Annotated in this window: 22 protein-coding genes and 2 pseudogenes; 15 read left to right on the top strand and 9 right to left on the bottom strand. The window is 68.9% G+C overall.

Annotation, left to right across the window (positions count from 1 at the left end; all coding sequences use genetic code 11):
- The first annotated feature begins 86 nt into the window (after positions 1–86).
- Complete coding sequence (locus K9S39_RS22440; protein ID WP_248865137.1) at positions 87–1,568, top strand: glycosyltransferase family 87 protein; 1,482 nt, start codon at positions 87–89, stop codon at positions 1,566–1,568.
- A gap of 98 nt (positions 1,569–1,666) precedes the next feature.
- Here the strand turns inward: K9S39_RS22440 and K9S39_RS22435 are convergent, their stop codons facing one another.
- The 3 genes from K9S39_RS22435 to K9S39_RS22425 form a co-directional block, all read right to left on the bottom strand.
- The gene (locus K9S39_RS22435) at positions 1,667–2,698 is read right to left on the bottom strand and encodes an alanine racemase (protein WP_248865136.1); all 1,032 of its coding nucleotides are present in this window, start codon (positions 2,696–2,698) and stop codon (positions 1,667–1,669) included.
- 65 nt (positions 2,699–2,763) lie between these two features.
- A complete protein-coding gene (locus K9S39_RS22430; RefSeq protein ID WP_248865135.1) occupies positions 2,764–3,882 on the bottom strand; it encodes a lipid II:glycine glycyltransferase FemX in 1,119 nt (372 codons plus the stop codon).
- Between the two features lie 127 nt (positions 3,883–4,009).
- Complete coding sequence (locus K9S39_RS22425; protein ID WP_248865134.1) at positions 4,010–4,327, bottom strand: hypothetical protein; 318 nt, start codon at positions 4,325–4,327, stop codon at positions 4,010–4,012.
- A gap of 230 nt (positions 4,328–4,557) precedes the next feature.
- Here K9S39_RS22425 and rpsF point away from each other — a divergent pair, with 230 nt between their 5' ends.
- The 4 genes from rpsF to rplI all read left to right on the top strand — a co-directional run bounded on the left by rpsF (position 4,558) and on the right by rplI (position 6,319).
- The gene (rpsF, locus tag K9S39_RS22420) at positions 4,558–4,848 is read left to right on the top strand and encodes a 30S ribosomal protein S6 (protein ID WP_003978891.1); all 291 of its coding nucleotides are present in this window, start codon (positions 4,558–4,560) and stop codon (positions 4,846–4,848) included.
- 82 nt (positions 4,849–4,930) lie between these two features.
- On the top strand, positions 4,931–5,506 hold the full coding sequence (locus K9S39_RS22415) for a single-stranded DNA-binding protein (protein ID WP_248865133.1): 576 nt from the start codon (positions 4,931–4,933) through the stop codon (positions 5,504–5,506).
- Positions 5,507–5,617: 111 nt separating this feature from the next.
- Positions 5,618–5,854 carry a 30S ribosomal protein S18 gene (gene rpsR / locus K9S39_RS22410; RefSeq protein ID WP_003978893.1) on the top strand — a complete coding sequence of 79 codons (237 nt, stop codon included), beginning with the start codon at positions 5,618–5,620 and terminating at the stop codon, positions 5,852–5,854.
- An 18-nt stretch (positions 5,855–5,872) separates the two neighbouring features.
- Positions 5,873–6,319 (top strand): 50S ribosomal protein L9, encoded by a 447-nt coding sequence (rplI, locus tag K9S39_RS22405; protein WP_248865132.1) that lies wholly within the window; start codon positions 5,873–5,875, stop codon positions 6,317–6,319.
- Between the two features lie 80 nt (positions 6,320–6,399).
- On the opposite strand, the gene K9S39_RS22400 is transcribed toward rplI, so the two are convergent.
- Positions 6,400–7,227 carry a trypsin-like serine peptidase gene (locus K9S39_RS22400; RefSeq protein ID WP_248865131.1) on the bottom strand — a complete coding sequence of 276 codons (828 nt, stop codon included), beginning with the start codon at positions 7,225–7,227 and terminating at the stop codon, positions 6,400–6,402.
- A gap of 73 nt (positions 7,228–7,300) precedes the next feature.
- Positions 7,301–8,638 (bottom strand): MATE family efflux transporter, encoded by a 1,338-nt coding sequence (locus K9S39_RS22395; RefSeq protein ID WP_248865130.1) that lies wholly within the window; start codon positions 8,636–8,638, stop codon positions 7,301–7,303.
- Between the two features lie 476 nt (positions 8,639–9,114).
- Between K9S39_RS22395 and dnaB the strand changes: the two genes are divergently transcribed.
- A complete protein-coding gene (gene dnaB / locus K9S39_RS22390) occupies positions 9,115–11,823 on the top strand; it encodes a replicative DNA helicase (RefSeq protein WP_283113530.1) in 2,709 nt (902 codons plus the stop codon).
- A 93-nt stretch (positions 11,824–11,916) separates the two neighbouring features.
- On the opposite strand, the gene def is transcribed toward dnaB, so the two are convergent.
- Complete coding sequence (gene def / locus K9S39_RS22385; protein WP_248868910.1) at positions 11,917–12,579, bottom strand: peptide deformylase; 663 nt, start codon at positions 12,577–12,579, stop codon at positions 11,917–11,919.
- Positions 12,580–12,690: 111 nt separating this feature from the next.
- On the opposite strand from def, the gene K9S39_RS22380 reads away from it, so the two are divergent.
- From K9S39_RS22380 to K9S39_RS22355, 6 genes and pseudogenes are all read left to right on the top strand, one after another.
- Positions 12,691–13,269 (top strand): ArsR/SmtB family transcription factor, encoded by a 579-nt coding sequence (locus K9S39_RS22380; RefSeq protein ID WP_248865129.1) that lies wholly within the window; start codon positions 12,691–12,693, stop codon positions 13,267–13,269.
- A 294-nt stretch (positions 13,270–13,563) separates the two neighbouring features.
- Positions 13,564–14,082: pseudogene (locus K9S39_RS22375) on the top strand (MerR family transcriptional regulator); the annotation flags it as partial.
- 392 nt (positions 14,083–14,474) lie between these two features.
- Positions 14,475–14,861, top strand: a complete 387-nt coding sequence (locus K9S39_RS22370) for a hypothetical protein (RefSeq protein WP_248865128.1) — start codon at positions 14,475–14,477, stop codon at positions 14,859–14,861.
- Between the two features lie 315 nt (positions 14,862–15,176).
- On the top strand, positions 15,177–16,532 hold the full coding sequence (locus tag K9S39_RS22365; RefSeq protein ID WP_248868909.1) for a serine hydrolase domain-containing protein: 1,356 nt from the start codon (positions 15,177–15,179) through the stop codon (positions 16,530–16,532).
- A 175-nt stretch (positions 16,533–16,707) separates the two neighbouring features.
- Complete coding sequence (locus K9S39_RS22360; protein WP_248865127.1) at positions 16,708–17,847, top strand: pyridoxal-phosphate-dependent aminotransferase family protein; 1,140 nt, start codon at positions 16,708–16,710, stop codon at positions 17,845–17,847.
- A 643-nt stretch (positions 17,848–18,490) separates the two neighbouring features.
- Complete coding sequence (locus tag K9S39_RS22355) at positions 18,491–19,252, top strand: TetR/AcrR family transcriptional regulator (RefSeq protein WP_248865126.1); 762 nt, start codon at positions 18,491–18,493, stop codon at positions 19,250–19,252.
- A gap of 10 nt (positions 19,253–19,262) precedes the next feature.
- Here the strand turns inward: K9S39_RS22355 and K9S39_RS22350 are convergent, their stop codons facing one another.
- Together K9S39_RS22350 and K9S39_RS22345 are read right to left on the bottom strand one after the other, a co-directional pair.
- A complete protein-coding gene (locus K9S39_RS22350; protein ID WP_248865125.1) occupies positions 19,263–19,715 on the bottom strand; it encodes a GNAT family N-acetyltransferase in 453 nt (150 codons plus the stop codon).
- Positions 19,716–19,829: 114 nt separating this feature from the next.
- Positions 19,830–20,306, bottom strand: coding sequence for a MarR family winged helix-turn-helix transcriptional regulator (locus tag K9S39_RS22345; protein ID WP_248868908.1), 477 nt, complete (start codon positions 20,304–20,306; stop codon positions 19,830–19,832).
- 218 nt (positions 20,307–20,524) lie between these two features.
- On the opposite strand from K9S39_RS22345, the gene K9S39_RS22340 reads away from it, so the two are divergent.
- On the top strand, positions 20,525–21,745 hold the full coding sequence (locus K9S39_RS22340) for an MFS transporter (protein WP_248865124.1): 1,221 nt from the start codon (positions 20,525–20,527) through the stop codon (positions 21,743–21,745).
- Between the two features lie 128 nt (positions 21,746–21,873).
- Positions 21,874–21,984 (top strand): annotated as a pseudogene (locus K9S39_RS22335) (heme-binding protein); the annotation flags it as partial.
- Between the two features lie 139 nt (positions 21,985–22,123).
- Here the strand turns inward: K9S39_RS22335 and K9S39_RS22330 are convergent.
- On the bottom strand, positions 22,124–22,672 hold the full coding sequence (locus K9S39_RS22330; protein WP_248865123.1) for a DUF2269 domain-containing protein: 549 nt from the start codon (positions 22,670–22,672) through the stop codon (positions 22,124–22,126).
- A 213-nt stretch (positions 22,673–22,885) separates the two neighbouring features.
- Here K9S39_RS22330 and K9S39_RS22325 point away from each other — a divergent pair, with 213 nt between their 5' ends.
- A complete protein-coding gene (locus tag K9S39_RS22325) occupies positions 22,886–23,521 on the top strand; it encodes an HAD family hydrolase (protein WP_248865122.1) in 636 nt (211 codons plus the stop codon).
- The last annotated feature ends 819 nt before the right edge of the window (positions 23,522–24,340 follow it).

The raw sequence follows: 24,340 nt of genomic DNA, 5'->3' as shown, positions 1-24,340 counted from the left end.
CATGGACCGGCGAAGCCCCCGACCCGGCTTGACCGGGCGGGGGCTTCGCCGCGTTCGGACAAGGGGCGGTACGGCAGGATGGGGCCATGACGAGGGTGCGACAGGACGAGTCCGTACGGCCGACGAGGCGGGACGAGGTGGCGGCGGCCGGAAGCGAGCTGATCGGCGGCCCGATCGGGCGGCGTGCGCTGTTCGGGACGAGCTGGCTGACGCCGGTGCGGCTCATCGCGCTGGTCGCCATCGGCATGTTCGCGCTCGGCATGGTGCAGAAGCTGCCCTGTTACAACGGTGGGTGGTTCTTCGGTGCCACGGCCCAGTACACCCATGCCTGTTACTCCGACATCCCCCATCTCTATGCGGGACGGGGCTTCGCCGATGGGCTGATCCCGTATTTCGACCGGCTGCCCGGCGATATGGAGTACCTGGAGTACCCGGTGCTGACCGGTGCCTTCATGGAGGTCGCGTCCTGGATGACCCCGCACAGCGGGTCCATCCAGCAGCGCGAACAGATCTATTGGCTGGTCAATGCCGGGATGCTGATGATCTGCGCCGCCGTCATCGCTGTGTGCGTGGCCCGGACGCACCGTCGCCGCCCCTGGGACGGGCTCCTCGTCGCCCTGGCGCCGGCCTTCGCGCTCACCGCCACCATCAACTGGGATCTGCTGGCGATCGCACTGACCGCCGCGGGGATGCTGATGTGGTCACGGAGCCGACCCCTGGCGGCCGGTGTCCTGATCGGGCTGGCGACCGCGGCGAAGCTGTACCCGGTGCTCCTACTGGGCCCCCTGCTGGTGCTGTGCTGGCGGGCGGGAGCCTGGCGTGCGTACGGGAAAGCCGTGGCGGGTGCCACGGTGTCGTGGCTCGTGGTCAACCTGCCGGTGATGATCACGCACGATGCGGCCGGATTCCACATCCGGGAGGGCTGGGCGAAGTTCTACACCTTCAGCCAGGAGCGGCCCGTCGACTTCGGATCGATCTGGCTCCTGATCTCGCAGCGCGCCGGGAACCCTCTGGAGAACGCCAACACCTACGCCACCTTGCTGATGCTTCTGGGTTGTGGCGCCATCGCACTGCTGACGCTCTACGCGCCGCGGCGGCCACGCTTCGCTCAGCTCGCCTTCCTTGTCGTCGCGCTCTTCATCCTCACCAACAAGGTCTACTCGCCACAGTACGTCCTCTGGCTGACCCCGCTTGCCGCGCTGGCCCGGCCTCGCTGGCGGGACTTCCTGATCTGGCAGGCATGTGAGGTCATGTACTTCCTGGGGATCTGGATGTACCTCGCCTACACGGGGAGCGGCGACAAGCATCAGGGACTGCCGACGGAGGGCTACCAACTGGCCATCGCCCTCCACCTCTTGGGCACCCTCTACCTGTGCGCCGTGGTCGTACGGGACATCCTGATGCCGGAGCGCGATGTCGTCCGCAGGGACGGGGACGACGATCCGTCGGGCGGTGTCCTGGACCGGAGACCGGACGTTTTCGTGTTCGGACGGCCTTACCATGAGCCGCGGCACGCGCTGCACTTCGAGGGACAGCCACGGGTGCGCTGGGGCGTCGTACGGGACTGAGCCGCCAACGGCCTGGCGGAACGGCACGGGCCTGGTGCCGCAGCGCATGTCTGCGGCACCAGGCCCGTGGTGCTCTTGAGAGTGCCGGCTCGCGCGGCTCAGCGGTCCACGAGGCGGTCGTACTGCGTGGTGGTGTGCCGCAGATGGGCCACCAGCTCCTCGCCCACCTGCGGCGCGGGGGCATCCGTCGGCACGAACAGGATCGACACCTGCATGTGCGGGGGCTCCGCGAACCAGCGCTGCTTCCCGGCCCACACATACGGCGCCAGATTGCGGTTGACGGTTGCCAGGCCGGCGCGGGCCACGCCCTTGGCACGGGGCATCACACCGTGCAGGGCCTTGGGAGATTCCAGGCCGACGCCGTGCGAGGTGCCGCCGGCGACCACCACCAGGTAGCCGTCGGAAGCGGCCTTTTGCTGGCGGTAGCCGAAGCGGTCCCCCTTCGCCACGCGCGTGACGTCGAGCACCGAGCCGCGGTACTCGGTGGCCTCGTGGTCACCGAGCCACAGCCGGGTGCCGATACGCGCGCGGAAGCGGGTCTGCGGGAACTGCTGCTGGAGACGGGCGAGCTCGTCGGCCTTGAGATGGCTGACGAACATGGTGTGCAGCGGCAGGCGGGCGGCGCGGAGCCGGTCCATCCAGCCGATGACCTCTTCGACCGCGTCGGACCCGTCGGTGCGGTCCAGCGGCAGATGGATCGCGAACCCTTCCAGCCGGATGTCCTCGATGGCCGCGGCCAGCTTCGGCAGGTCCTCCGGCGCGACACCGTGCCGCCTCATGCTGCTCATGACCTCGATGACGACCCGGGCGCCGACCAGACCTCCCACGCCTTCGACCGACGAGACCGAGCGGATCGCCCGGTCGGGCAGTGGCACCGGCTCCTCGCCGTGCCGGAACGGGGTCAGAACGAGCAGATCGCCGCTGAAGAAGTCCTTGATGCGGGCCGCCTCGTAGGTCGTACCGACCGCGAGGATGTCGGCACCGAGGAGGGTGGCCTCTTCGGCGAGGCGCTCATGGCCGAAGCCGTAGCCGTTGCCCTTGCATACCGGGACCAGCCCGGGAAACTGCTGGAGAACGCTCTGCTGATGCGCCCGCCAGCGCGCGGTGTCGACGTAGAGGGTGAGCGCCATGGCCGGGCCCGGAACCTTTCTCGTGGCTGGGGTGTGTCAGAGGTACGAACGGTGCGGCGGCGCGGTCAGCGACGCGCCATATACATGTCGAACGCCTTGTGCAGAAGCTTGTTGAGCGGGAAGTCCCACTCACCGAGATACTCCGCTGCCTGCCCACCCGTGCCGACCTTGAACTGGATCAGGCCGAAAAGGTGGTCGTTCTCGTCGAGGGAGTCGCTGATGCCGCGGAGGTCGTAGACCGTGGCGCCGAGCGCATAGGCGTCGCGCAGCATCCGCCACTGCATCGCGTTGGACGGCCGGACCTCGCGCTTGTGGTTGGCGGAGGCACCGTAGGAGTACCAGACGTGGCCACCGACGATCAGCATCGTGGCGGCCGCGATGTTCTCCCCCTCGTGACGGGCGAAGTACAGCCGCATGCGGTTGGGGTCCTCGGCGTTGAGGGCCTTCCACATGCGCTGGAAGTAGCCGATCGGGCGCGGCCGGAAGCGGTCGCGCTCCGCGGTGACCTCGTAGAGCCGCTGCCACTCGTCCAGCTCGTCGTAGCCGCCCTGGACGACCTCGACGCCGGCCTTCTCGGCCTTCTTGATGTTCCGGCGCCACAGCTGGTTGAAGCCCTTGTGGACGTCCTCGAGGGAGCGATCGGCCAGCGGTACCTGGAAGACATAGCGGGGCTGGACGTCGGCGAAGCCGGCGCCGCCGTCCTCGCCCTGCTGCCAGCCCATGCGGCGGAGCTTGTCGGCCACCTCGAAGGCGCGCGGTTCGATATGGGTCGCCTCGACGTCCCGCAGCCGCTTGACGTCCGGGTTCTGGATACCGGCCTTGATCGCCGGGGCGTCCCAGCGCCGGATGACGACCGGCGGTCCCATCTTCACGGTGAAGGCGCCCTGCTGCTTGAGATGCGTGAGCATCGGCTGCAGCCAGTCCTCCAGATGGGGCGAGTGCCAGTTGATGACCGGTCCCTCGGGGAGGTACGCGAGGTACCGCTTGACCTTGGGGACCTGGCGGTAGAGGACCAGGCCGGCACCGACCAGCTCGCCGGCGGCGTCGAACCAGCCCAGGCTCTCCGAGCGCCACTCGGCCTTGACGTCGGCCCAGGCGGGGACCTGCATGTGGCTGGCCGCGGGCAGGCTCTGGATGTATGCCAGATGCTCCTTGCGGCTGATGGTCCTCAGGGTCAGGCTCATGCGGGGCGCTCCTCGGCAGGTGTGTCCCCATGGTCGGGGCTCCGGCTCTCGCGCCGAAGCCTACTGTGAGCGGGGAGCGCCCCGTCTGAGTCGTACGACCTTGGGTTCGAATAGGGCCTCGTTCGTGTCAGCCGAGGACGCCGCCCCACAGGCCGCCGTGGGCCAGACCGATGTAGAAGCCGAGACCCGACGCCCCGAGCCCGATGATCACCAGGAAGCGTTCACCCGTCGTCGACGAGATGAACTGGCCCCAGAGACCGGTGCCGATGCCGACCAGGCCGACCCAGGAACTGACCAGGTGCAGGCTGGGAGAGAGAGTGGTGAAGACGGCGATTGCCCCGAGTACCACCGTCACGATGGCGAAGGTGTTCTCGACGGGGTGTTCCTTGCCGTCGCTGTTGAGAAGCGAGAGCAGATTGCGCGGGGTCCGTGCTGCCTGTGCCATGCGGCACCTCCGACTGACCGGGCGGCGCACTGTAACGCCGCTCACACCCATTGCGTTCCAGATTGAGGGGTGCAGGGCCCGGATTTCAACCGGAAGCCCCGAGGCGGGTACTCTGTACGGTCTGCGCCCATGTCTGTCCGGATGAGCCGGGCGGATTCGGCGCGGACGCATCATGACCCTCCTGCCACGGAACGACCGTGGCCGCTGAGTCCAAAGGAGGTGGGTTCTACATGCGTCACTACGAGGTGATGGTCATCCTCGACCCCGATCTTGAGGAGCGCGCTGTCTCCCCGCTGATCGAGAACTTCCTCTCCGTCGTCCGTGAGGGCAACGGAAAGGTCGAGAAGGTCGACACCTGGGGCCGTCGTCGTCTCTCGTACGAGATCAACAAGAAGCCCGAGGGCATCTACTCGGTCATCGACCTGCAGGCCGAGCCTGCGGTCGTCAAGGAGCTCGACCGTCAGATGAACCTGAATGAGTCGGTCCTCCGGACCAAGGTCCTCCGTCCCGAGACCCACTGACCGCGTCAGCGTTCAGCGGTAGCCGGGTCCGAGTAGCAGCAACACCAGCAGCCAGCAGCACACCCGCCGAGAGGTTCCCCTAATGGCAGGCGAGACCGTCATCACGGTCGTCGGCAATCTTGTCGACGACCCCGAGCTGCGCTTCACCCCGTCCGGTGCGGCGGTCGCGAAGTTCCGCGTCGCGTCCACTCCCCGCACCTTCGACCGCCAGACCAATGAGTGGAAGGACGGCGAGAGCCTGTTCCTGACCTGCTCGGTGTGGCGTCAGGCGGCGGAGAACGTCGCCGAGTCCCTCACGCGGGGCACCCGCGTGGTCGTCCAGGGCCGTCTCAAGCAGCGGTCGTACGAGGACCGCGAGGGCGTGAAGCGCACGGTCTACGAGCTCGACGTCGATGAAGTCGGCGCGAGCCTCAGGAACGCCACGGCCAAGATCACCAAGACCAGCGGTCGCGGTGGCCAGGGCGGCGGCTTCGGCGGTGGCCAGCAGGGTGGCGGCGGCTGGGGCGGCGGCCCCGGTGGCGGCCAGCAGGGCGGCGGCGGTGCTCCCGCCGACGACCCGTGGGCGACCAACGCGCCGGCCGGCGGTGGCCAGCAGGGTGGCGGCGGTGGCTGGGGCGGTAGCTCCGGCGGTGGCTACTCGGACGAGCCGCCCTTCTAGGTCCGTGAAACCGGCTCGTCTCCGCGTTGTTTCACGTGAAACAACGCGGCGGAACGGCCGCGGCCTTGAGGGCGTCAGCACCAAACTTCTTGAACTCACTGGAGAGAGACAATGGCGAAGCCGCCTGCTCGCAAGCCTAAGAAGAAGGTTTGCGTGTTCTGCAAGGAGAAGATCTCCTACGTCGACTACAAGGACACGAACCTGCTGCGGAAGTTCATCTCCGACCGCGGCAAGATCCGTGCCCGCCGGGTTACCGGCAACTGCACCCAGCACCAGCGTGACGTCGCCACGGCCGTGAAGAACAGCCGTGAGATGGCGCTGCTGCCCTACACCTCCACCGCGCGATAAGGGAAGGGTGACCGACACATGAAGATCATCCTCACCCACGAGGTCTCCGGCCTCGGCACCGCCGGCGACGTCGTTGACGTCAAGGACGGTTACGCCCGTAACTACCTGGTCCCGCGTGGTTTCGCGATCCGCTGGACCAAGGGTGGCGAGAAGGACGTCGAGCAGATCCGTCGCGGTCGCAAGATCCGCGAGATCGCCACGATCGAGCAGGCCAACGAGGTCAAGGGCCGGCTTGAGGGCGTCAAGGTGACGCTGGCCGTGCGCGCCGGCGAGGCCGGCCGCCTGTTCGGCTCCGTCACCCCGGCCGACGTCGCCTCCGCGATCAAGGCCGCCGGTGGTCCGGACGTCGACAAGCGCCGTGTGGAGCTCGGTACGCCGATCAAGACCCTGGGCGCGCACCAGGTCTCCGTGCGTCTGCACGCCGAGGTCACCGCGAAGCTCGGTGTCGAGGTCGTCGCCGCGTAATCGCAGCACAACGCCGAAGGGCCGCACTCCGCTGACGGGGTGCGGCCCTTCGCCGTGTGCAGGTCTCCGGAAGCCCGGTCTCAGTCCTCGTCCTGGGCGTGCTTGTAGAGCGCGGCGACGTCGTCGTCGAAGTACGCGGCGTAGGAGACGTCGTCCTCGTCGCCGCCGCCCTCATAGCCGCCGAGAACACCGATGACCGTGCCGGTGTGGCTCTTGGGGTCGTAGTCGGCGAGCCAGGGGCTGCCGCTCGTACCGCCCTCGAAGTCGGTGCACCGGATGCGCAGTTGGGTGTTGCTGAACTTCGTGGTGCGGTTCTGGCAGGAGATCGGGGTGTCGCGGCTGGTGGGATAGCCGGTGATCTTGACTTCGTTGTCGAAGCCGCGGTCTATGCCCAGGGTGTTGGCGCCCAGCACGTCCTGTATCTGCTCGCCGTCCTTCTTGTCGAGTATGAGGAACGCGACGTCGAGATCCTCGTCGCTCGACTTGGCCCAGCGGTTGTCGACGATCACCTTCTTCACCTTCCACAGGCCGGTGGGCTCCTCGCCGTCGCGGTAGTCGGGAGCGAAGACCAGATCGTTCACAGGGGCCTTGGCGTCGCTGTCGTAGGCGCAGTGGGCCGCGGTGATGAGCATGTTCCGGCCGGGGCTCTGCACCACGCTGGCGGTGCAGAAGTGGTCGCCGGAGTCGTTCTTCGCGAAGACCGCGCCGACCCGGGCGTTCTGCTCGGTTCTGCGTGGGGTGTACGCGTCGCCGTCGCCGGCCGGGGCGGTCGCGGCGGGGTCCTGGTCCTCGGGATCCTGGCCGGGCTCGCCGGACTTGCCGAAGCTGCTGCGGCCGCCGCTGACCGTACCGGCGTCCCCCGAGACGGAGCCCACCATGACAACGGCCCCGATGACGACCAACGTCATGGGCAGCACGGATTTCCTGGCCAGGCAGCGCACATGGTCATTATCGACAGGCGATTCGCTGTTACGGGGCGGTTCAACGAGAGGCCCCGGTCACAATCCACCGGCCCGATCGGGTGCGCAGCCACAGCGTCAGCATGCGCACCGTCATCATCAGCGCCATGGCCCACCAGAGGGCGACCAGTCCGCCGCCGAGGGCGGGGACGGCCAGTGCGACGGGTACGAACAGGGCGAGCGTCACGACCATCGCCCAGGCGAGATACGGCCCGTCCCCCGCGCCCATCAGGACGCCGTCGAGGATGAAGACGATGCCGGAGACCGGCTGGCTGACCGCCACCACCAGAAGTGTGGTGAGCAGCGGGCCCTGTACGTCGGGGTCGGTGGTGAACAAGGGGATGAACAGCGGTCGGGCGAGCGCGACAAGTACGCCGAGGACCAGACCGGAAGCGATGCCCCACTGCACCATGCGGCGGCAGGCGGCCTTGGCGCCGTCCCGGTCCCCCGCCCCGAGATAGCGGCCTATGATGGCCTGCCCGGCGATGGCTATGGAGTCCAGGGCGAAGGCCAGCAGCGACCAGAGGGTGAGCACGATCTGGTGGGCGGCGACCTCGGCGTCGCCGAGCCGGGCGGCCACGGCGGTGGCGATCATCAGCACCGCGCGCAGCGAGAGGGTGCGGACCAGCAGCGGGGCGCCGGCCTGTGCACAGGCGCGGATCCCGGCCGCGTCGGGGCGCAGCGAGGCACCGTGCCGCCGCGCGCCGCGGACCACGACGGCGAGGTAGGCGGCGGCCATGGCGGACTGGGCGATGACGGTGCCCCAGGCGGAGCCCGCGATGCCGAGGCCGGCACCGTAGACCAGGCCGGCGTTCAGCGCGGCGTTGGCGGAGAATCCGCCGATGGCGACGTAGAGCGGGGTCCGGGTGTCCTGGAGACCGCGGAGGACGCCGGTGGCGGCGAGCACGACGAGCATCGCGGGGATGCCGAGGGCGCTGATGCGCAGGTAGGTCGTCGCATGCGGGGCCGCGGTGCCGGAGGCGCCGAAGGCTTCGACGAGCCACGGGGCGGTGGGCAGCACGGCCGCGACGACGGCGACGCCGAGGAGGAGGGCGAGCCAGATGCCGTCCATGCCCTGGCGGATGGCGGCGGGGAGATCGCCGGCGCCGACTCTGCGGGCGACCGCGGCGGTGGTGGCGTAGGCGAGGAAGACGAAGACGGACACGGCGGTGGTCAGGAGCGCGGCCGCGACGCCCAGGCCGGCGAGCTGAGGGGTGCCGAGGTGGCCGATGACGGCGCTGTCGACCATGACGAAGAGGGGTTCGGCCACAAGGGAGCCGAACGCCGGCAGGGCGAGAGCGAGGATCTCGCGGTCGTGGCGGCGGGCGGTGCGCCGTGGTGCCGCGGGAGCCAGTGTCATGCGGTCAATCTAATCTTCCACAGGTAATAGACGCAATACGCTTGTGGTCCTTACTCTCCGCTGTGTGGAGTTACCTCCTGCGTGCTGTTTGTCGCGATCTTGAACAGGTTGCCGAAGTTTTTCTCCCCCACAGGCTCTGAATGAGGAAACCGCAGGTCAGAGGGGTGTGGACGGGCTGATTGTGTGCTTGTCCACAGAAGTTTCCCCCGCGCCGTGCACAGGATCCGGGGACTTCTCCACAGCTATGGGCCGGTCATCCACATGGCCTGTGGATAACCAGATTGGCGGACGGTGCCGCCGGGCCTACCGTGGTCCGGCGCCCGCCGCCCGATCCGGCCCGAGAAAGCGTCCGAACTCGACGCGCCGTAACCGGAGTCGGGCGTCTCGATTGTCAGAGCTGTGCCGTAAGAAAGAAGAGCACAGCAAGGTCCGCGTCGCGGACGGGAGGAGGTGCCGGGGTGAGCGTGCCCGAGCCCATGGAAGACCCCTGGGCGGACTCCGGTCCGGGCGACCGGCTGCCGGCCCCCCGCTCCCGCCGAGGCGACGGCAAGGGCCGCGGCGACCGGCCGGACCGCGACGACGGCGGCGGTTCCTGGGCCGGCAGCTTCGAGCGGGTGCCCCCGCAGGATCTGGACGCCGAGCAGTCGGTGCTCGGCGGCATGCTGCTGTCCAAGGACGCCATCGCGGACGTCGTCGAGGTCCTCAAGGGCGAAGACTTCTACAGACCGGCCCATGAGCTGGTCTACCAGGCGATCCTCGATCTGTACGCCAAGGGCGAGCCGGCCGACCCGATCACCATCGCCGCGGAGCTGACCAAACGCGGGGAGATCGGGCGGGTCGGCGGCGCCTCGTATCTGCACACGCTCGTCCAGTCCGTGCCGACGGCCGCGAACGCCGAGTACTACGCCGAGATCGTCCACGAACGGGCCGTGCTGCGCCGCCTCGTCGAGGCCGGTACCCGGATCACGCAGATGGGATACGCCGCGGACGGCGACGTCGACGAGATCGTCAACAGCGCCCAGGCGGAGATCTACGCCGTCACCGAGCAGCGGACCAGCGAGGACTATCTGCCGCTCGGCGACATCATGGAGGGCGCCCTCGACGAGATCGAGGCGATCGGCTCGCGCCAGGGCCAGATGACCGGCGTACCCACCGGCTTCACGGACCTGGATTCGCTGACGAACGGCCTGCACCCGGGCCAGATGGTCGTTATCGCGGCCCGTCCCGCCATGGGTAAGGCCCTCGCTCTCGACACTCCCCTGCCCACCCCTACCGGGTGGACCACGATGGGCGAGGTCAAGCCCGGTGATTATCTCCTCGACGCAACGGGGCAGCCGACACGTGTGGTCGCTGCCACCGACGTCATGACCGGGCGACCCTGCTACGAGGTGGCTTTCGACGACGGCACGCGCGTCATCGCGGATGCGGATCACCAATGGCTCACCGACACCCGGGCTTCGCGCAGGACTGCCCAGGCCGCGGCAGCTGGGCACAACGGCTACCGCACCCAGCGCACCTTCGCCTCCGTCAAGACCACCAAGGAAATCGCTGCGACGCTGCACTGCACCACAGACGACCGGCGCAAGAACCACACTGTGAGGAACGTGGCCGCGCTGGACCTTCCTCACCGGGATCTGCCCGTTCCTCCGTACACGCTGGGCGCATGGCTCGGGGACGGTCACAGCGATGCTTCAAGGATCACCTCGGCGGACCCGGCGGTCGTACAGCGCATCGCGGAAGAGGGCTTCGAGGTTCGCCGCGCAGGTTCGTCGATCACCTACGGCGTCCGGTTCTCTGTCGAGGATCCGGAGCTGCTCGAGCGGTCCTGCGTCGTTTGCGGGAAGATCTTCGTACCCAAGCTCGCCCATGTGCGAAGCTGTGGAAAGCCGTGTGGGGGCGGAGCGAGATCCGTTTCCGCTCCGGTTCCTCACGCCACATGTGTCGACTGTGGGGAGGTGTGCTTTTCTCCCTTCTCGAAGCCCCGTTGTGCCACTTGCGCCAGAAGCCACGGCAGCCTGCAAGTTCTGCTGCGGGACATGGGCGTCCTGGGGAACAAGCACATCCCTCAGGAGTACCTTCGGAGCTCCATCGCCCAGCGGAGGGAACTGCTCGCCGGGCTTTTGGACACTGACGGAACCGTCACGAACACCGGGTCAGTGCAGTTCGCTGTCACCAACAGGGCGCTGGCCGAAGGTTTTCGTGAGCTGGTCGTCAGCCTCGGCTATCGGTGCGGCATGAGGGCGAAGCCGGTCAAGGGCCGCTCCGAGGAGTCGTCCACCGCGTACCTCGTCACTTTCACACCGACCGATGACGTATTCGCGTCGGAGCGGAAGCGGCGTGTGCACGAAGAGCGCAGGCGCCCTGGCACCCCGAAGCTGCGACATCGCTTCATCGCCGATGTCCGGGAGATTGCGAGCGTCCCGGTCCGCTGTGTCCAGGTGGACAATCCGGATCACATGTACTTGGCCACTCGGTCGATGGTACCTACACACAACTCCACTCTGGCCCTGGACTTCGCGCGCGCCTGCTCGATCAGGAGCAATCTGCCGAGCGTGATCTTCTCGCTGGAGATGGGGCGCAATGAGATCGCGATGCGCCTGCTGTCCGCGGAGGCCCGGGTGGCGCTGCATCACATGCGGTCCGGCAGCATGACGGACGAGGACTGGACGCGGCTGGCGCGCCGCATGCCGGATGTCTCGGCCGCACCGCTCTACATCGACGACTCGCCGAACCTGTCGATGATGGAGATCCGCGCGAAGTGCCGCCGGCTCAAGCAGCGCAATGAGCTGAAGCTGGTGGTCATCGACTATCTGCAGCTGATGCAGTCCGGTGGTTCGAAGCGTGCCGAGAGCCGGCAGCAGGAGGTTTCGGATATGTCCCGAAATCTCAAGCTTCTGGCGAAGGAGCTGGAGCTCCCGGTGATCGCGCTCTCCCAGCTGAACCGCGGTCCGGAGCAGCGTACGGACAAGAAGCCGATGGTCTCCGACCTGCGTGAGTCCGGTTCCATCGAACAGGACGCCGACATGGTCATCCTGCTGCACCGCGAGGACGCCTACGAGAAGGAGTCCCCACGCGCGGGCGAGGCCGACCTGATCGTGGCGAAGCACCGTAACGGCCCGACGGCGACGATCACCGTGGCGTTCCAGGGGCACTACTCGCGGTTCGTGGATATGGCGCAGACGTGAGGCTTGGGCCGGAGCTTTCACCCTTTCGGGAACGGGGCCGCGGGACGCGGCCCACCCCCTTCGGCAGGAAGGTGGCCGCTGCCACCAAGCGTCTCACCGGCCCAGACGGGCGGCCTTGACCGCGCGTTGCACGAAGACGTCCTCACGCCGGTCTTCCATCTGCCGCAACGCGTTCTTGCGGTCCCGCTTGGAGAGCCGGTCGAGATACGTGTGGCCGACGAGGTGGTCGGCCTCGTGCTGCAGGCACCGGGCGAAGTAACCCATCCCCTCGATGACGAGAGGGTTGCCGTCCTTGTCGAACCCGCGAGCGACGGCACGGTCGGTGCGAGGAACCGCCATGGCGGCACCGGGCACGGACAGGCAGCCCTCGAATTCGTCAACGAGTCGGCGGCTACCCGGATCGGGCAGGCCAAGAACCGGGTTGATGATGTGGCCGACATGCCGGATCCCATAGTCGTCCGGGCAGTCATACACGAACAGCCGCAGGCCGACCCCTACCTGGTTGGCCGCGAGTCCGGCACCGTCGGCCACATGCATCGTCAGGAACATGTCGTCGATTAACGCCGACAACTCGGGAGAGCCGAATTCGGTCACCACCTGGCACGGATGGCTCAGGATCTCCTCACCCACCACCGCGACCCGCCGAACCGAACCCCGTTCCGCCTCCGGCGGCAGCACTGGATACGAGTCGACGGGGCGGCCCTGCACACGGACTCGCCGGTCTACGGGACGGGACCGGTCGTGACGAACAGACATCGCTGTCTCCCCTTCTGCGCACGCCACATACGCCACGGTCGTCACCGCGGCCTGATGCCTCCGAGCAAGAACCGCTTGCCAAGGTCTTTGCAAAGTAGCAGACTTTGCAAAGTGACTGAAGATGACCTCTACTCCCAGCCCGACCAGAAACCGGACACCGGTGACGAACTGCGCGTGCACGAGGTCCGCACGGCCCTACTGGACCTGCTGGCTGAAGTCGGCACCGTCACTGCGACCGAAGCCGCCGCCAGACTGGGCTACAGCTCTGGGCTTTGCTCGTTCCACCTTCGGCAGCTCGCACGCCACGGCCATATCGAGGAGGCCCCTCACCGCGGGGGTCGCGCACGCCCTTGGCGCCTGAGGCAGCACAATCCCGCCGTCGGTGCACCCGTGGAGGAACATTTCGGCGACTTGGCTCGAGGGCTGGAGGACGAAAGCTGGCAGCGATGGCTCGCCCAACGCGACCAAGCGCCGACCGAATGGCGGCACGACGAAGCCTTCAGCGCCGTCGCCTACCTGACGCCCGAAGAGATGGGCCAGGTCGCGGACGTCCTCCGACGGGCGCTCGTGCCCTACCAAGACCGCGAACAGCGCCCCCTGGCCCGGCCTGACGGCGCCCGACCGGTGGCCCTGATCACCCGGCTGTTCCCCTTGCTTCCCCACGCAACAGACCCGCCGGACGAGGTCTGAGAAGTTGAGGACGGCGCAACGGCTCACCCGAGGAAATGCCACGCATCTGAGACTGCAGGCAGGCGCCACGGCGTGAGACAGCCTGACAAGGCCCAGTTCATCGCGTCGCTGACATCCCACCCTGGCCATCAGCATCACCGACCTTTTCAACCACCAATGTCACCACCAAGCAGATAGCGGGTCCGCAGCCCTGACATCGAACCGCCGGGCGGGGGAACCAGGGCCGCCCCGCCCGGCGGCTCCGAGGGGCGTCGCGTTGACCGTCAGGTTGGTTGAAGCCCGACAACCCCGTTCATGGACGATGAGACCGAAGAGTTGGTGAGCATCGGCGCGTTTGCGCGGCGGGCGGGTCTGACGCCTAGTGCGCTGCGGTTCTACGACGACTGCGGGGTGCTGCCGCCGGCCCGGGTGGATGCCGTGACGGGGTACCGGTACTACGCGGCGGGGCAGGCGGCCCGTGCTGTGCGGCTTCGCCGGTTGCGGGAGGCGGGGCTGCCGTTGGTGGATGTCTCGATCGTCCTGGACGGGAGCCGGGAGGCGGCCCGTGGTGTGCTGCGGGCGCATCTGGAGCGGACGCGGCGGACGCCGGACGAGGCGCAGGCGATGGGCGAGGGGGTTCGTGCGAGGTCGAGTCGGACGCGGGATACCGGGGGTCCAGGCGTGGGCCGGGTGGGCGGTGCCGAACTCGCTGGCGCGGTACGGCAGGTGGGGCCCGCGGTGGCGGTCGGGGCGACACGGGTGGAATTTCCGGTGCTGGGCTGTGTACTGCTCGAACTCGTTGACGGCGAGGTGCTGTTGGTGGCCACGGACCGTGACGCAGGTCGCGGTCGTGGCGGGGCTGCGCGTGCGGAGAGGGCAGGGAGGACGACTGATGGCTGACGGGAGGGGCGGGCAGATGGATCCGGAACTGCCCGTTGTACGGCTGTGCGTTGAGGGCATGCAGGCCGAGGCGGAGGGACGGCCCGAGGCGGCACTCGTCCTCTCCCAACGGGCCTGGGGCATCGCCGCTGACGACTACGAGGCGTGCATCGCCGCGCACTATGCCGCGCGGCACCAGAGCACGCCCGAAGACACGCTCCGCTGGAACCAGCAGTGCTTGGACCGGGCCGATCTGGTGGGCGGCGAGCGGGTGCGGAGCTTCTACCCGTCGCTGTACGTCAACATGGGGCAGGCCCACCGCGAGCTCGGCCAATTTGCCCTGGCGCATGCGTATTTCGTGTGGGCAGTGGAGTTGCGTACACGAGGCGCCTCAGGGGCAGTACGACGACTGGAACCGGTTCGCGATCGCGGAGGGCTTGCGGGATACGGCAGCGGCGGCCACGGATTCCGGGGAAGTGGGCGACGCCGGCGCGCGGCGGGCCGTCGACGAGAGCGCCGACGAGCCTATGCGGGAGCTGCCGGCACGGTGGTGCGCCCGGGCCGATCTCAAGGCGCTCGGTCTGACGCTGCCGGCCTACCTCGGCTACCTGGTTACCGACGGGGACCGAATGCGGCTGGTGACCGCGCCGCACTCGGTGCATGCGGCGCGCCGGCCGCCGGCCGACGAGCAGACGGAACTGGGTGCGGTGATCGGGGCGCTTGCGCTGCGGTGACGACGCGCCGGCGGGCGTGAGGCGGGCGCCCCTGGCGCGGTGGCGCTGGCGTCGGGCGCGGTGGTCGGGAGAGGGTGATCCGTGGTGGGAACGCCCACCGATGAGTTGGATCGGCCGTTCAGGAGCGCCATGACCATCGCACCGTCCGCGGATTCCCACGAGCTCGAGCCGCGCGAAGCCGCGTCATCCGATGCCCGGAGTGCCAGGGGGTCGGACGTCCGGGCGGCCGAAGCACCCGATGCCGGGGAGTCGGCGCGGCCGCCCGCCGACGGGTGGGCGGGGACGGCCGATACTCCCGACGCCTTTGTGGAGCTGATGCCTGAGACGCGGCGGGCCCTGCTGCGACGACTCGCGATCGGCCAGGCCGAAGGGCGGGCGCCCTCGATGATGGGGGCGGTCGTCCGTGGTGGGCGAGCGGTGTGGACGGGCGCCCGGAGCTCGGTGGAGGGTGAGGTGCCGCACGGCGATGTGCAGTACCGCATCGGCTCGCTCACCAAGACGTTTGTGGCGGTGATGGTGCTGCGGCTGCGGGACGAAGGATTGCTGCGGCTGGCGGACCCGATCGGCAAGTATCTGGACGGCACTCCGGTTCCGGAGGCCACCATCGCTCAACTGCTCGCGCACAGTTCGGGGTTGGCGGCGGAGGCACGGGGGCCGTGGTGGGAGCGGACGCCGGGCGAGCTGCGGTCCGGTCAGGACGACCTCTTCGGTGAGCGGCCGGTGCGCCTGCCTGCGGGACGACGGCATCACTACTCCAACCCCGGCTATGCCCTGCTGGGCGCGCTCGTCGAGCGGCTGCGGGGTGGCACGGCGTGGGGCGAGGTACTGCGGCGTGAGGTGCTGGAGCCGCTGGGCATGGACCGTACGACGCTGCGGCCGCGGATGCCGCACGCGGGCGGCTGGGCGGTACACCCATGGGCCGATGCGCTGCTGCCCGAACCGGCACATGACACCGGACTGATGGGCCCGGCGGGCCAGTTGTGGTCCACCCTGGACGACCTGTGCCGCTGGGCGGCGTTCCTGTCGCGGGGCGATGAGCGGGTGCTGGCCGGGTCGAGCGTCGTCGAGATGCGGACGCCGGCGGTGCCGCCGGAAGGCGACGGCTGGGAGGCGGGCTACGGCCTGGGGCTGCAGCTCGTACGGCGGAGCGGGCGGCGGCTGGCGGGGCACACCGGCTCGATGCCGGGGTTCCTGGCGGCGCTGTGGATCGACGTCGAGGAGGACGTCGCCGGGATCGCGCTGGCCAACTGCACCTCGGGGCCCGCCGTCAGTGCCGTGGCCGCCGACCTTCTGGAGACCGTGGCCGACCGCGAACCGAGGATTCCGGAGCCATGGCGCCCGCTGCCCGGCCCGCTCGACCCGGAACTGCTGGCGCTGACCGGGCCCTGGTACTGGGGCGCGAGTTCGTTCGTCCTGCGGTTGAAGCCCGAGCGCGGGCTGGAGCTGCTGCCGCTGTCGGGTGCGGGGCGTGCCTCGCGGTTCCGGGCGGAGCCGGACGGCTCCTGGACCGGGCTCGATGGCTACTACGCAGGGGAGACGCTGCGGGTGGTGCGCGCCGAGGACGGCTCGGTCAGCCATCTGGATCTGGGGACTTTTGTCTTCACCCGCGGACCGTACGAGCCCACCGGGCCGGTGCCGGGCGGGGTGGACGCGGAGGGTTGGCGGGTCTGAGCAGGGCAGGGCAGGGAGCGGCGGGGCAGGGTGGTGGACGGGCTCCTCAATCCCCGGGGCCTGTCGGGTGGCGGGAGCGGAGCGCGCAGCGTGCGCGCTCGTGGGCGGACGTACAGTCGAGCGAGTTGTCAGGAGCCGCCCCCGGTGGGCGGCTCGCTACCGCTGGAAGGCCACTGTGACTGTCGAGACCGCGAACTCCGACGCCCCGGTTCTGCTTGACCTGCCGCCGCTCGACGCGGCCCACTTCGCGCGGATCGAGGACAAGGTCGCCGCGCTGCTGCGCACCCGCTGCGATGTGGTGGCCATGCAGGGCGAGGCGCTGCTGCCACTGGAGGCAGCTATCCGCTCGGCGGTATGGCCCGGGAGCACCGCGCTCAACATCATCACCGGCCCGTACGGCGAGACGTTCGGCGGCTGGCTGCGCTCCTGCGGCGCCGAGGTCGTCACCGTCTCCGCGCCGTTCACCGGTGCGGTGAGCCCGCAGCAGGTGGCGGACGCTCTGCGGAAGCACCCCGAGACCGCATTTGTGAGTCTGGTGCACGCCGAGGCGGCGACCGGCAACACCAACCCGGTCGCCGAGATCGGCGCCGTGGTACGTGAGCACGGTGCTCTGCTGATGCTGGACGCGGTCGCTTCGGTCGGGGCCGAGCCGCTGCTCACCGATGAGTGGGGCGTGGATCTGTGTGTGATCGGCGGGCAGAAGGCACTCGCCGGACCGGCCGGTGTTTCCGCGGTGTCGGTCAGTTCTCGTGCCTGGGAGCGGATCGCAGCCAACGAGCGGGCTCCGCGGCGCTCGTACCTCTCGCTGCTGGACTGGAAGGAGCGCTGGATCAACGCCGGGCGTACCGCCCTGCCGCACGCTCCGGCGCAGCTGGAGATGCTCGCCCTGGAGCAGGCCATGAACCGTATCGAGGCCGAGGGGCTGGACGCCGTCATCAGGCGGCACCGTGCGGCAGCCGCGGCGGTCCGTGCGGGTGTACAGGCGCTGGGCGGACCGGTGCCGTATGTCGTCAGGGACGAGGACGCGGCACCGGCGGCGACGACGCTGCGTGCTCCGACGGACCTGGATGCCCGCGAAGTGGTGTCCGCCGCGCTCGCCGCCGATGGTGCGGTGCCGGTGCAGGCCGCTGCGGGTGCGCTGGCCAAGGAGATGATCCGTGTGAACCACTACGGTCGCGCCGCCGACCGCGCTGTGGTACTGGCCTCGCTGGCGGCGCTGGCCGACGGCCTGAAGGCGCTGGGCAGGGAGGTGGACGAGGACGCGGCGGCCGGGGCGGCGGGCTTGGCGTGGGATGAGGTAGTCGCCATGCGCTGAGTGGCGTTGCCTGCGTAGGCCGCGGGGTGGGGTCATGTTTCACGTAAAACATGACCCCACCCCTTTGCGCTGGCGTCCTGACCTGGAGAGGGCTAGGCGGCCTCATGGCGCGTAGGCCGGGCGTTGTTTCACGTGAAACGACGAGGTGATGTTTCACGTGAAACGGTCCGGATGGTGGGCGCTGGGTTGTCGACGGTGGGTGCGGAACGAGGCTGAGCGGGACGGTATGCGCTCTTCCTGTTGATCTCCAAGTTCCTTACTTTGTAGACCACTTGGGTGCTGTGAAGTGAATGCGGTTGGGGAGGGGCGCGGCGATACGGGTGACCGTGGGGTCACGTCGCCAGGGTTCGCGACTGCTCGACGGAACCGTTCCGCTGTCAGGGCATTGCGACCGGCGGCCGGATGGGCCGGATGGGTCGGATGAGCTCTATCGGTCGGTCGTGGTCATCCGGTAGGCCGGATCGACCAGTCGTGGCTACTCGCTGTGCCGGATCGGCCGGTCGTGGCTATTCGCTGTGCCGGATCGGCCGGTCGTGGCTATCCGCACTCATGTTTCATGCTTCCCGTAGAATCGGAATGAGCGGCCCGGTTATTTTCGGGCCGATTTCCGCGGTGGCGACGGTGGGTTTCGGGAGGCTTGCAGGTGTCGGACGGCCGGGCTGTTCCCTCGCGTGCGGATGCGCGGCGCAACCGGGCACTGGTGCTTCAGGCGGCTCGATCTGCCTTTGAGGAACAGGGGTTGGGGGCTCCGCTCGGTGAGATCGCGCGGCGCGCGGGAGTCGGCGCCGGGACCGTGTATCGCCATTTCCCTTCCAAGAAAGCCCTGTTCAGGGCATCGGTCGTGGATCGGGTCCGGCTCTTCACCGATACCGCAACGGACTTGGCCGATGCCGAGGACCCGGGTGGGGTGTTCTTCCGCTTCCTGGCGTCGGTGGTCCGGCTGGCCGCTCGCGACAAGGGACTGTGCGATGCGCTGGAGGCGGCCGGCGTATCGGGTGGCGAGGCGCAGCCGGGACCCGAGAGGGACTTCGGAGAGGCGCTGGGCGTCCTGCTCGCACGGGCTCAAGCGGTGGGCGCGGTAAGGAAGGACGTCGCCCTCGACGATGTCCAGGCGTTGCTGGTCGGCTGTATGTCGCTGGAGCGGCGCCGGGCGGATGCGGCGGGGGCGCCGGGTCGGATGACGGCGTTGATGTGCGAGGGGCTTCGGCCGAACCGGACCGTAACGAAACTTCCGGGCGGAGCGGCGGATCGTAACGAAACGCGATGTGAAATGTGCGGCGGGTCGGTTGTGCCTGCCGCTACCGGCCGGCCCGCGCGGTACTGCGGTGGGGCCTGCCGGCAGAAGGCGTACCGGGCACGGTCACGGGGGCGTGCGCGCAGCGGGGGGCCGGGGACCGGTCGCTGAGCCGGGGGCGTCAGAGCTGGAGCTTGAAGCCCAGGTGGGAGGCCGCGAAACCGAGGCGCTCATAGAAACGGTGCGCGTCGATACGGGTCGCGTCGGAGGTCAGCTGTACCAACTGGCAGCCGAGTGCGCGGGATTCGGCGACCGCCCATGCGATGAGCTGGGTGCCCAGGCCGCTGCCCCGCTCGTCGGTGTGGACCCGGACGCCCTCGATGATCGAGCGGGTGGCGCCACGCCGCGAGAGCCCGGGGATGACCGTGAGCTGCAGGGTGCCGACCGTACGTCCCGCGCGGACCGCGACGATCAGATGCTGCTGCGGATCGGCGGCGATGGCCTCGTACGCGGCGCGGTACGGGGTCAGGTCGTCCGGCGATTCGCGGGTGGCGCCCAGCAGGTCGTCGGCCAGCATCGCGACGATGGCGGGCAGGTCGTCCCCGGTGGCGCGGCGTATTTCGATGTCGCTCATGGGCGCGACCCTATGCGGCTGCCGGGCGGGAGCGTAGGCCCGTACACCGGTGGATCCAACGGGCCGGCAGGCCCTACGCCCCCAGGTTCGAACGCCTGCTCCCGTATGGCCGCGTTACGTCGAGGGCACGAGCGTCTCGACGGCGGTCACCAGCGGCGCCAGCTCGGGGCGTTTCGCGGCGTCCTGGAGCGCCTCGCGCAACGCGGTGTCATGGGTGGGACGCGCCTCTTCGAGAAGGGTCAGCCCGTCGGGCGTGACATCGGTGTAGATGCCGCGCCGGTCGTCGGGGCACAGGTAGCGCGAGAGCAGGCCGCGCTCCTCAAGGCGGGTGACCAGGCGCGTGGTGGCGCTCTGGCTGAGGACGACCGAGTCCGCGACCTGGTGCATCCGCAGATGGCCGCCGGGACCGTCGTGCTGCTCGCTGAGCACATTGAGGACGGAGAATTCGCGGACGCTGAGGCCGTGCCCGGCCTGCAGCGCGCGCTCGATGTGTGACTCGATCCGGCCGTGCAGGGCGGAGAGCGCGCACCAGCCCTGGGCGAGCCCCCGGGCGGGCGCCGACCGCGACGGCGGGCAGCCCGGCTCCGCCATGAAGCCGGGATCCGCCTTGATGTCAAGCCTTGCCTGGGCGGCAGTCGCGGCTGCCACCTGCGGCGTCTCGTGCTTCTGCGGCGTCATCGAAGACCTCCTCATGGGTCGTACGAACCAGGATAGGACACATTCGAAATAGCCAGCGCTTGCAATTAAAAGCGTCTGCAATTATTGTGGACGCGTGTTGCAACGGACGTAATCATGTGAAGGGATCCGTCATGCCTCTGGCACTCCTGGCGCTCGCCATTGGCGCCTTCGGGATCGGAACGACCGAGTTCGCGGTCATGGGCCTGTTGCCCGACATGGCGGCCGACTTCGATGTCTCCATCCCGCTCGCCGGTTACGCGACGACTCTCTACGCCCTGGGTGTGGTCGTCGGAGCGCCGCTGATGACCGCGCTCGGCACGCGGTTCACCCGCAAGCAGATGCTGACGCTGCTGATGGGCCTGTTCATCGTGGGCAACCTGCTCACGGGGCTGGCGCCCGACTTCGAAGTCCTGCTGGCCGGCCGGATCGTCGCCGCATTCACGCACGGCGCGTTCTTCGGCATCGGCGCCCTGGTGGCCGCCGATCTCGTCGCGCCGCAGAAGCGGGCCACCGCCATCTCGCTGATGTTCAGTGGTCTGACCGTCGCCAATGTCGTCGGCGTACCGACCGGCACCATGCTCGGACAGCAGTTCGGATGGCGCACGACCTTCTATGCGATCGTCGCGCTCGGCGTGATCGCCCTGCTGGGCGTCGTCAAGCTCGTCCCCGCGCAGCGGGCGAAGGCCGCCGCTCCCATAGGCAGCGAGCTCGCGGTCTTCCGCAACCCACAGGTCGGCCTCGCGATGCTGATGACGATCCTCGGCTTCGGCGGCGTGTTCGCGGCCGTCACCTACCTCGCCTCGATGACGACCGAGGTCACCGGCTTCGCCCCGTCGTCCGTCATCTGGCTGACGGCCGTGTTCGGGCTCGGCATGGTCGGCGGAAACCTGATCTCCGGCCGTTTCACCGACCGCGCCATGATGCCGATGCTCTATGTGTCGCTGACCGGACTGGCGTTCGTCCTCGCCGCGTTCACCTTCACCGCGCACAACAAGACCGCGGCGACCATCACCATCGTGCTCATCGGCTTCTTCGGCTTCGCGACCGTGCCGCCGCTCCAGAAGCGGGTGATGGACCAGGCCGCCTCGGCGCCCACCCTCGCCTCGGCGGGCAATATCGCGGCCTTCAACTTCGGCAACGCACTGGCCGCTTGGCTCGGCGGAATCGTCATCTCGGCCGGGCTCGGCTTCACCGCGCCCAACTGGGTCGGTGCGCTGATGACCGTGGCGGCGCTCGGTGTGGCCGTCCTGGCCTCCGTTCTGGAGCGGCGTTCCGGAGGGCGTGGCCAGGTGGTGGCAGCAGGCGGCCCCACCGCGAGGGTCGACGAACCCATACCGGCGACGCAGAGCTGAGGTCTGCCCCCGTGCGGGGCGGCCGAGCCCCGCACTACGGAGCGATCAGCCGCATCACGTGCACGGCGTCACCTGCGTCACCGTGCCATCAAGCCACCCCAGAACCAGCGAACCGCCCCTAGACCACGCCGCTCCATCGGGACGGCCGACTGACCGGCGCGATCGGCTTCGGTGGCGGAGCCCCGGAGCAGGACCACCGCATCGTCACCGCGGCGATAGCGGAGGCGGAACTCGTCTGACGACGGGGCTGCGACCGGCGCTCGCCGCGTGCCCGGGGGCGTCGACGGATGGCCGAGTCGCGCGGACGCCGTCGGGCCGCGGACGTCCTGGGCGGCTACAGCCGCCGCGGTCCTGCCGGCCTGACCCATCGGACACGCCTCAGCCAACGCTCCCGACCCTGCTCCGTCTCCGGATTGCGCGGGCCTGGGCCGACTGTGCCTCGCGTAGCCGGCTGCCGCGTTTGGTCAGTCCCCAGGGCTTGAGAACGGAGATGGCGGTGATGAAGAGGTAGGTGGCCGTGGCGACCGAGGGGGCGACGACGAGGTTGAGGTCGGGGGCCGGGTTGCCCGCGGCGGCCTCGGCGGCGAGGTGGTTGATGCCCGGCCGGAGCGAGAAGACCGACAGCAACACGGTGACGACGGTCAGCCAGAACTTGATGTAGATCCAGCGGTGCCTGGCCAGGCCCCAGGAAGTGCCCAGGGACAGCACCAGCCCGCTGAACAGCGCGACCAGGGCGACGGGGAGGACCAGCCAGTCGCCGAAGATCTTCATCGCGCGGTAGGCGACCGCTGCCATTTCCGGAGATCCGGCGGTGTAGCCGGTGATGCTGAGGGTCAGCAGCCCGAGGGTGAGCCCGAGCCAGCCGACGGACACGGCGACATGGATGACGAGGATGGCCCGGCGTGTGGGGCGGCTGAGCTGTGGCATGGCATCCACGGTGCCGGGCAGGGCCGCGCGGTACATCTGACGGCGGGAGTATCCGCGCGTACATGGGGTTGAGTACGGCCGCGGCCGCCGGTGGCGACACCCGCCCCACCGTCCTCGCCACGCCACTCGCTGCCCCGCCCGCACCGAGGTCGTGTGCGCCCCGTCCCGCAGGCGGACGACAGGAGTTCGACGGCACCGCCTAGGCTCCGGCCCATGGGCAAGCTGCATCTCTTCGATATGGACGGGACCCTGCTCTACGGGTCCGCCGCCGCTATAGAGATCTCCCGACAGCTCGGTCTGGACCGGGAGATCGCCGAGCTGGAGCGCGCGTTCGCGGCGGGGGAGCTGACGCCTCCGCGGTTCGCGCAGCTGGCATGCGACCTCTGGGCCGCCGAGCTGACGGAGGCGCAGGTGGCGGCGGCCTTCGAGAGTGCGCCGTGGCTGGCCGGGATTCAGGAGGTTTGGGGGGACATTCGTGCGCGGGGCGAACGGTGCGCGGTGATTTCGCTGTCGCCGGGCTTCTTCGTCGAACGGTTGCTGGGGTGGGGCGCCGATGCCGCGCGCGGTTCGCGCTGGCCCTCGGTGCCGATCCGTGAGCCGGTGGAGCCGGCCGGCATCCTTTCGTCGTCGGCGAAGGTACGTATCGCCGACGAACTGTGTGCGGAGTTCGGGCTGACCCGCGACGATTGCGTCGCGTACGGCGACTCCATGTCAGACGTCGATTTGTTCGGGGCCGTTCCGGCATCGATCGCCGTGAATGCGGATCACCATGTCAGTGATCTGGCCTCATATGCGTATGCGGGGCGTGATCTGCGCGAGGCTTACGAACTGGTGCGTACCGGCGAGTAATTAAAGCTTTCCACGGCGGATTCGCCCGCTCTCTGTGCGGAAAATCCGCTCTGCGGGGAGGATCCCGGATATCACAGGGACCGCACGGAGTGTTCCGGGATCAGGGCTTGTGGATTCAACTACTCCCGGTAAGGTCGAGTCCGGTTCGGCGGGGTGAGGGTTTCCGCGGGCCCGCGAGAGGCGTCAAAACCTGTCAGCCTAGCGGCGAAGCGGCCCGCGACACCCGGACTTCCGGCACTTTGTCCATTGCGATACGCGGGGGGTGGCAGTCTCTTGAGTCGGCATCTGCTCCCGTTACCGCAGAAGCGTGAGTTGTGTCCGCTTTGGGCGGGTTGCCGGAGTATCTTGAGTCGATTAAGAATTCCGGGGCGGACAAGGGGAATTCCGGGCAGTTCCGATCTGCGGAACTGTGAAGACGACCGAAGACGTTCGAGGCGAGGCAGACCATGGACGCTCCCACCACCACGTCGGCCGATAACGGCTCTTCTGACGGCAACAGTGGCGCTTGGGGCTGGTTCACTCCTCCGTCGAAGAAGTCCTCCGCGGAACAGCAGGAGCGACAGAACGGCCAGGACGGCCCGCAAGACCAGGGTGGCCAGGGCGAACGGAATGACGGGAACCAGCAAAGGGATGGGAATCCTCAAAAAGCCGGGAATCAACGCTATGACCGGAACGACCGGGAACGGATACCCAGTCGGCCGGTCAATCCGATCCGTCCGGTAGGCACCGCCGCCGAGCGCGAGCGTGTCCTGGAGCCACGGCGGGAGCAGCCGCGGCAGGCCCCTCGGCAGGACCCGCAGTCACGGGGTGAGACGGGCC

This window comes from Streptomyces halobius, from assembly GCF_023277745.1.
GTDB classification, from domain to species: domain Bacteria; phylum Actinomycetota; class Actinomycetes; order Streptomycetales; family Streptomycetaceae; genus Streptomyces; species Streptomyces halobius.
The sequence above is the reverse complement of the archived record's forward strand: the minus strand, read 5'-3'. Positions and strand labels throughout refer to the sequence as shown.

What these genes read in the sequence shown, in the direction of transcription:
- K9S39_RS22440 (WP_248865137.1), top strand. Translation starts at nt 87, where the DNA reads ATGACGAGGGTGCGACAGGACGAGTCCGTACGGCCGACGAGGCGGGAC.
- K9S39_RS22435 (WP_248865136.1), bottom strand. Translation starts at nt 2,698, where the DNA reads ATGGCGCTCACCCTCTACGTCGACACCGCGCGCTGGCGGGCGCATCAG.
- K9S39_RS22430 (WP_248865135.1), bottom strand. Translation starts at nt 3,882, where the DNA reads ATGAGCCTGACCCTGAGGACCATCAGCCGCAAGGAGCATCTGGCATAC.
- K9S39_RS22425 (WP_248865134.1), bottom strand. Translation starts at nt 4,327, where the DNA reads ATGGCACAGGCAGCACGGACCCCGCGCAATCTGCTCTCGCTTCTCAAC.
- rpsF (WP_003978891.1), top strand. Translation starts at nt 4,558, where the DNA reads ATGCGTCACTACGAGGTGATGGTCATCCTCGACCCCGATCTTGAGGAG.
- K9S39_RS22415 (WP_248865133.1), top strand. Translation starts at nt 4,931, where the DNA reads ATGGCAGGCGAGACCGTCATCACGGTCGTCGGCAATCTTGTCGACGAC.
- rpsR (WP_003978893.1), top strand. Translation starts at nt 5,618, where the DNA reads ATGGCGAAGCCGCCTGCTCGCAAGCCTAAGAAGAAGGTTTGCGTGTTC.
- rplI (WP_248865132.1), top strand. Translation starts at nt 5,873, where the DNA reads ATGAAGATCATCCTCACCCACGAGGTCTCCGGCCTCGGCACCGCCGGC.
- K9S39_RS22400 (WP_248865131.1), bottom strand. Translation starts at nt 7,227, where the DNA reads ATGACGTTGGTCGTCATCGGGGCCGTTGTCATGGTGGGCTCCGTCTCG.
- K9S39_RS22395 (WP_248865130.1), bottom strand. Translation starts at nt 8,638, where the DNA reads ATGACACTGGCTCCCGCGGCACCACGGCGCACCGCCCGCCGCCACGAC.
- dnaB (WP_283113530.1), top strand. Translation starts at nt 9,115, where the DNA reads ATGGAAGACCCCTGGGCGGACTCCGGTCCGGGCGACCGGCTGCCGGCC.
- def (WP_248868910.1), bottom strand. Translation starts at nt 12,579, where the DNA reads ATGTCTGTTCGTCACGACCGGTCCCGTCCCGTAGACCGGCGAGTCCGT.
- K9S39_RS22370 (WP_248865128.1), top strand. Translation starts at nt 14,475, where the DNA reads ATGCGTATTTCGTGTGGGCAGTGGAGTTGCGTACACGAGGCGCCTCAG.
- K9S39_RS22365 (WP_248868909.1), top strand. Translation starts at nt 15,177, where the DNA reads ATGCCTGAGACGCGGCGGGCCCTGCTGCGACGACTCGCGATCGGCCAG.
- K9S39_RS22350 (WP_248865125.1), bottom strand. Translation starts at nt 19,715, where the DNA reads ATGAGCGACATCGAAATACGCCGCGCCACCGGGGACGACCTGCCCGCC.
- K9S39_RS22345 (WP_248868908.1), bottom strand. Translation starts at nt 20,306, where the DNA reads ATGGCGGAGCCGGGCTGCCCGCCGTCGCGGTCGGCGCCCGCCCGGGGG.
- K9S39_RS22340 (WP_248865124.1), top strand. Translation starts at nt 20,525, where the DNA reads ATGCCTCTGGCACTCCTGGCGCTCGCCATTGGCGCCTTCGGGATCGGA.
- K9S39_RS22330 (WP_248865123.1), bottom strand. Translation starts at nt 22,672, where the DNA reads ATGCCACAGCTCAGCCGCCCCACACGCCGGGCCATCCTCGTCATCCAT.
- K9S39_RS22325 (WP_248865122.1), top strand. Translation starts at nt 22,886, where the DNA reads ATGGGCAAGCTGCATCTCTTCGATATGGACGGGACCCTGCTCTACGGG.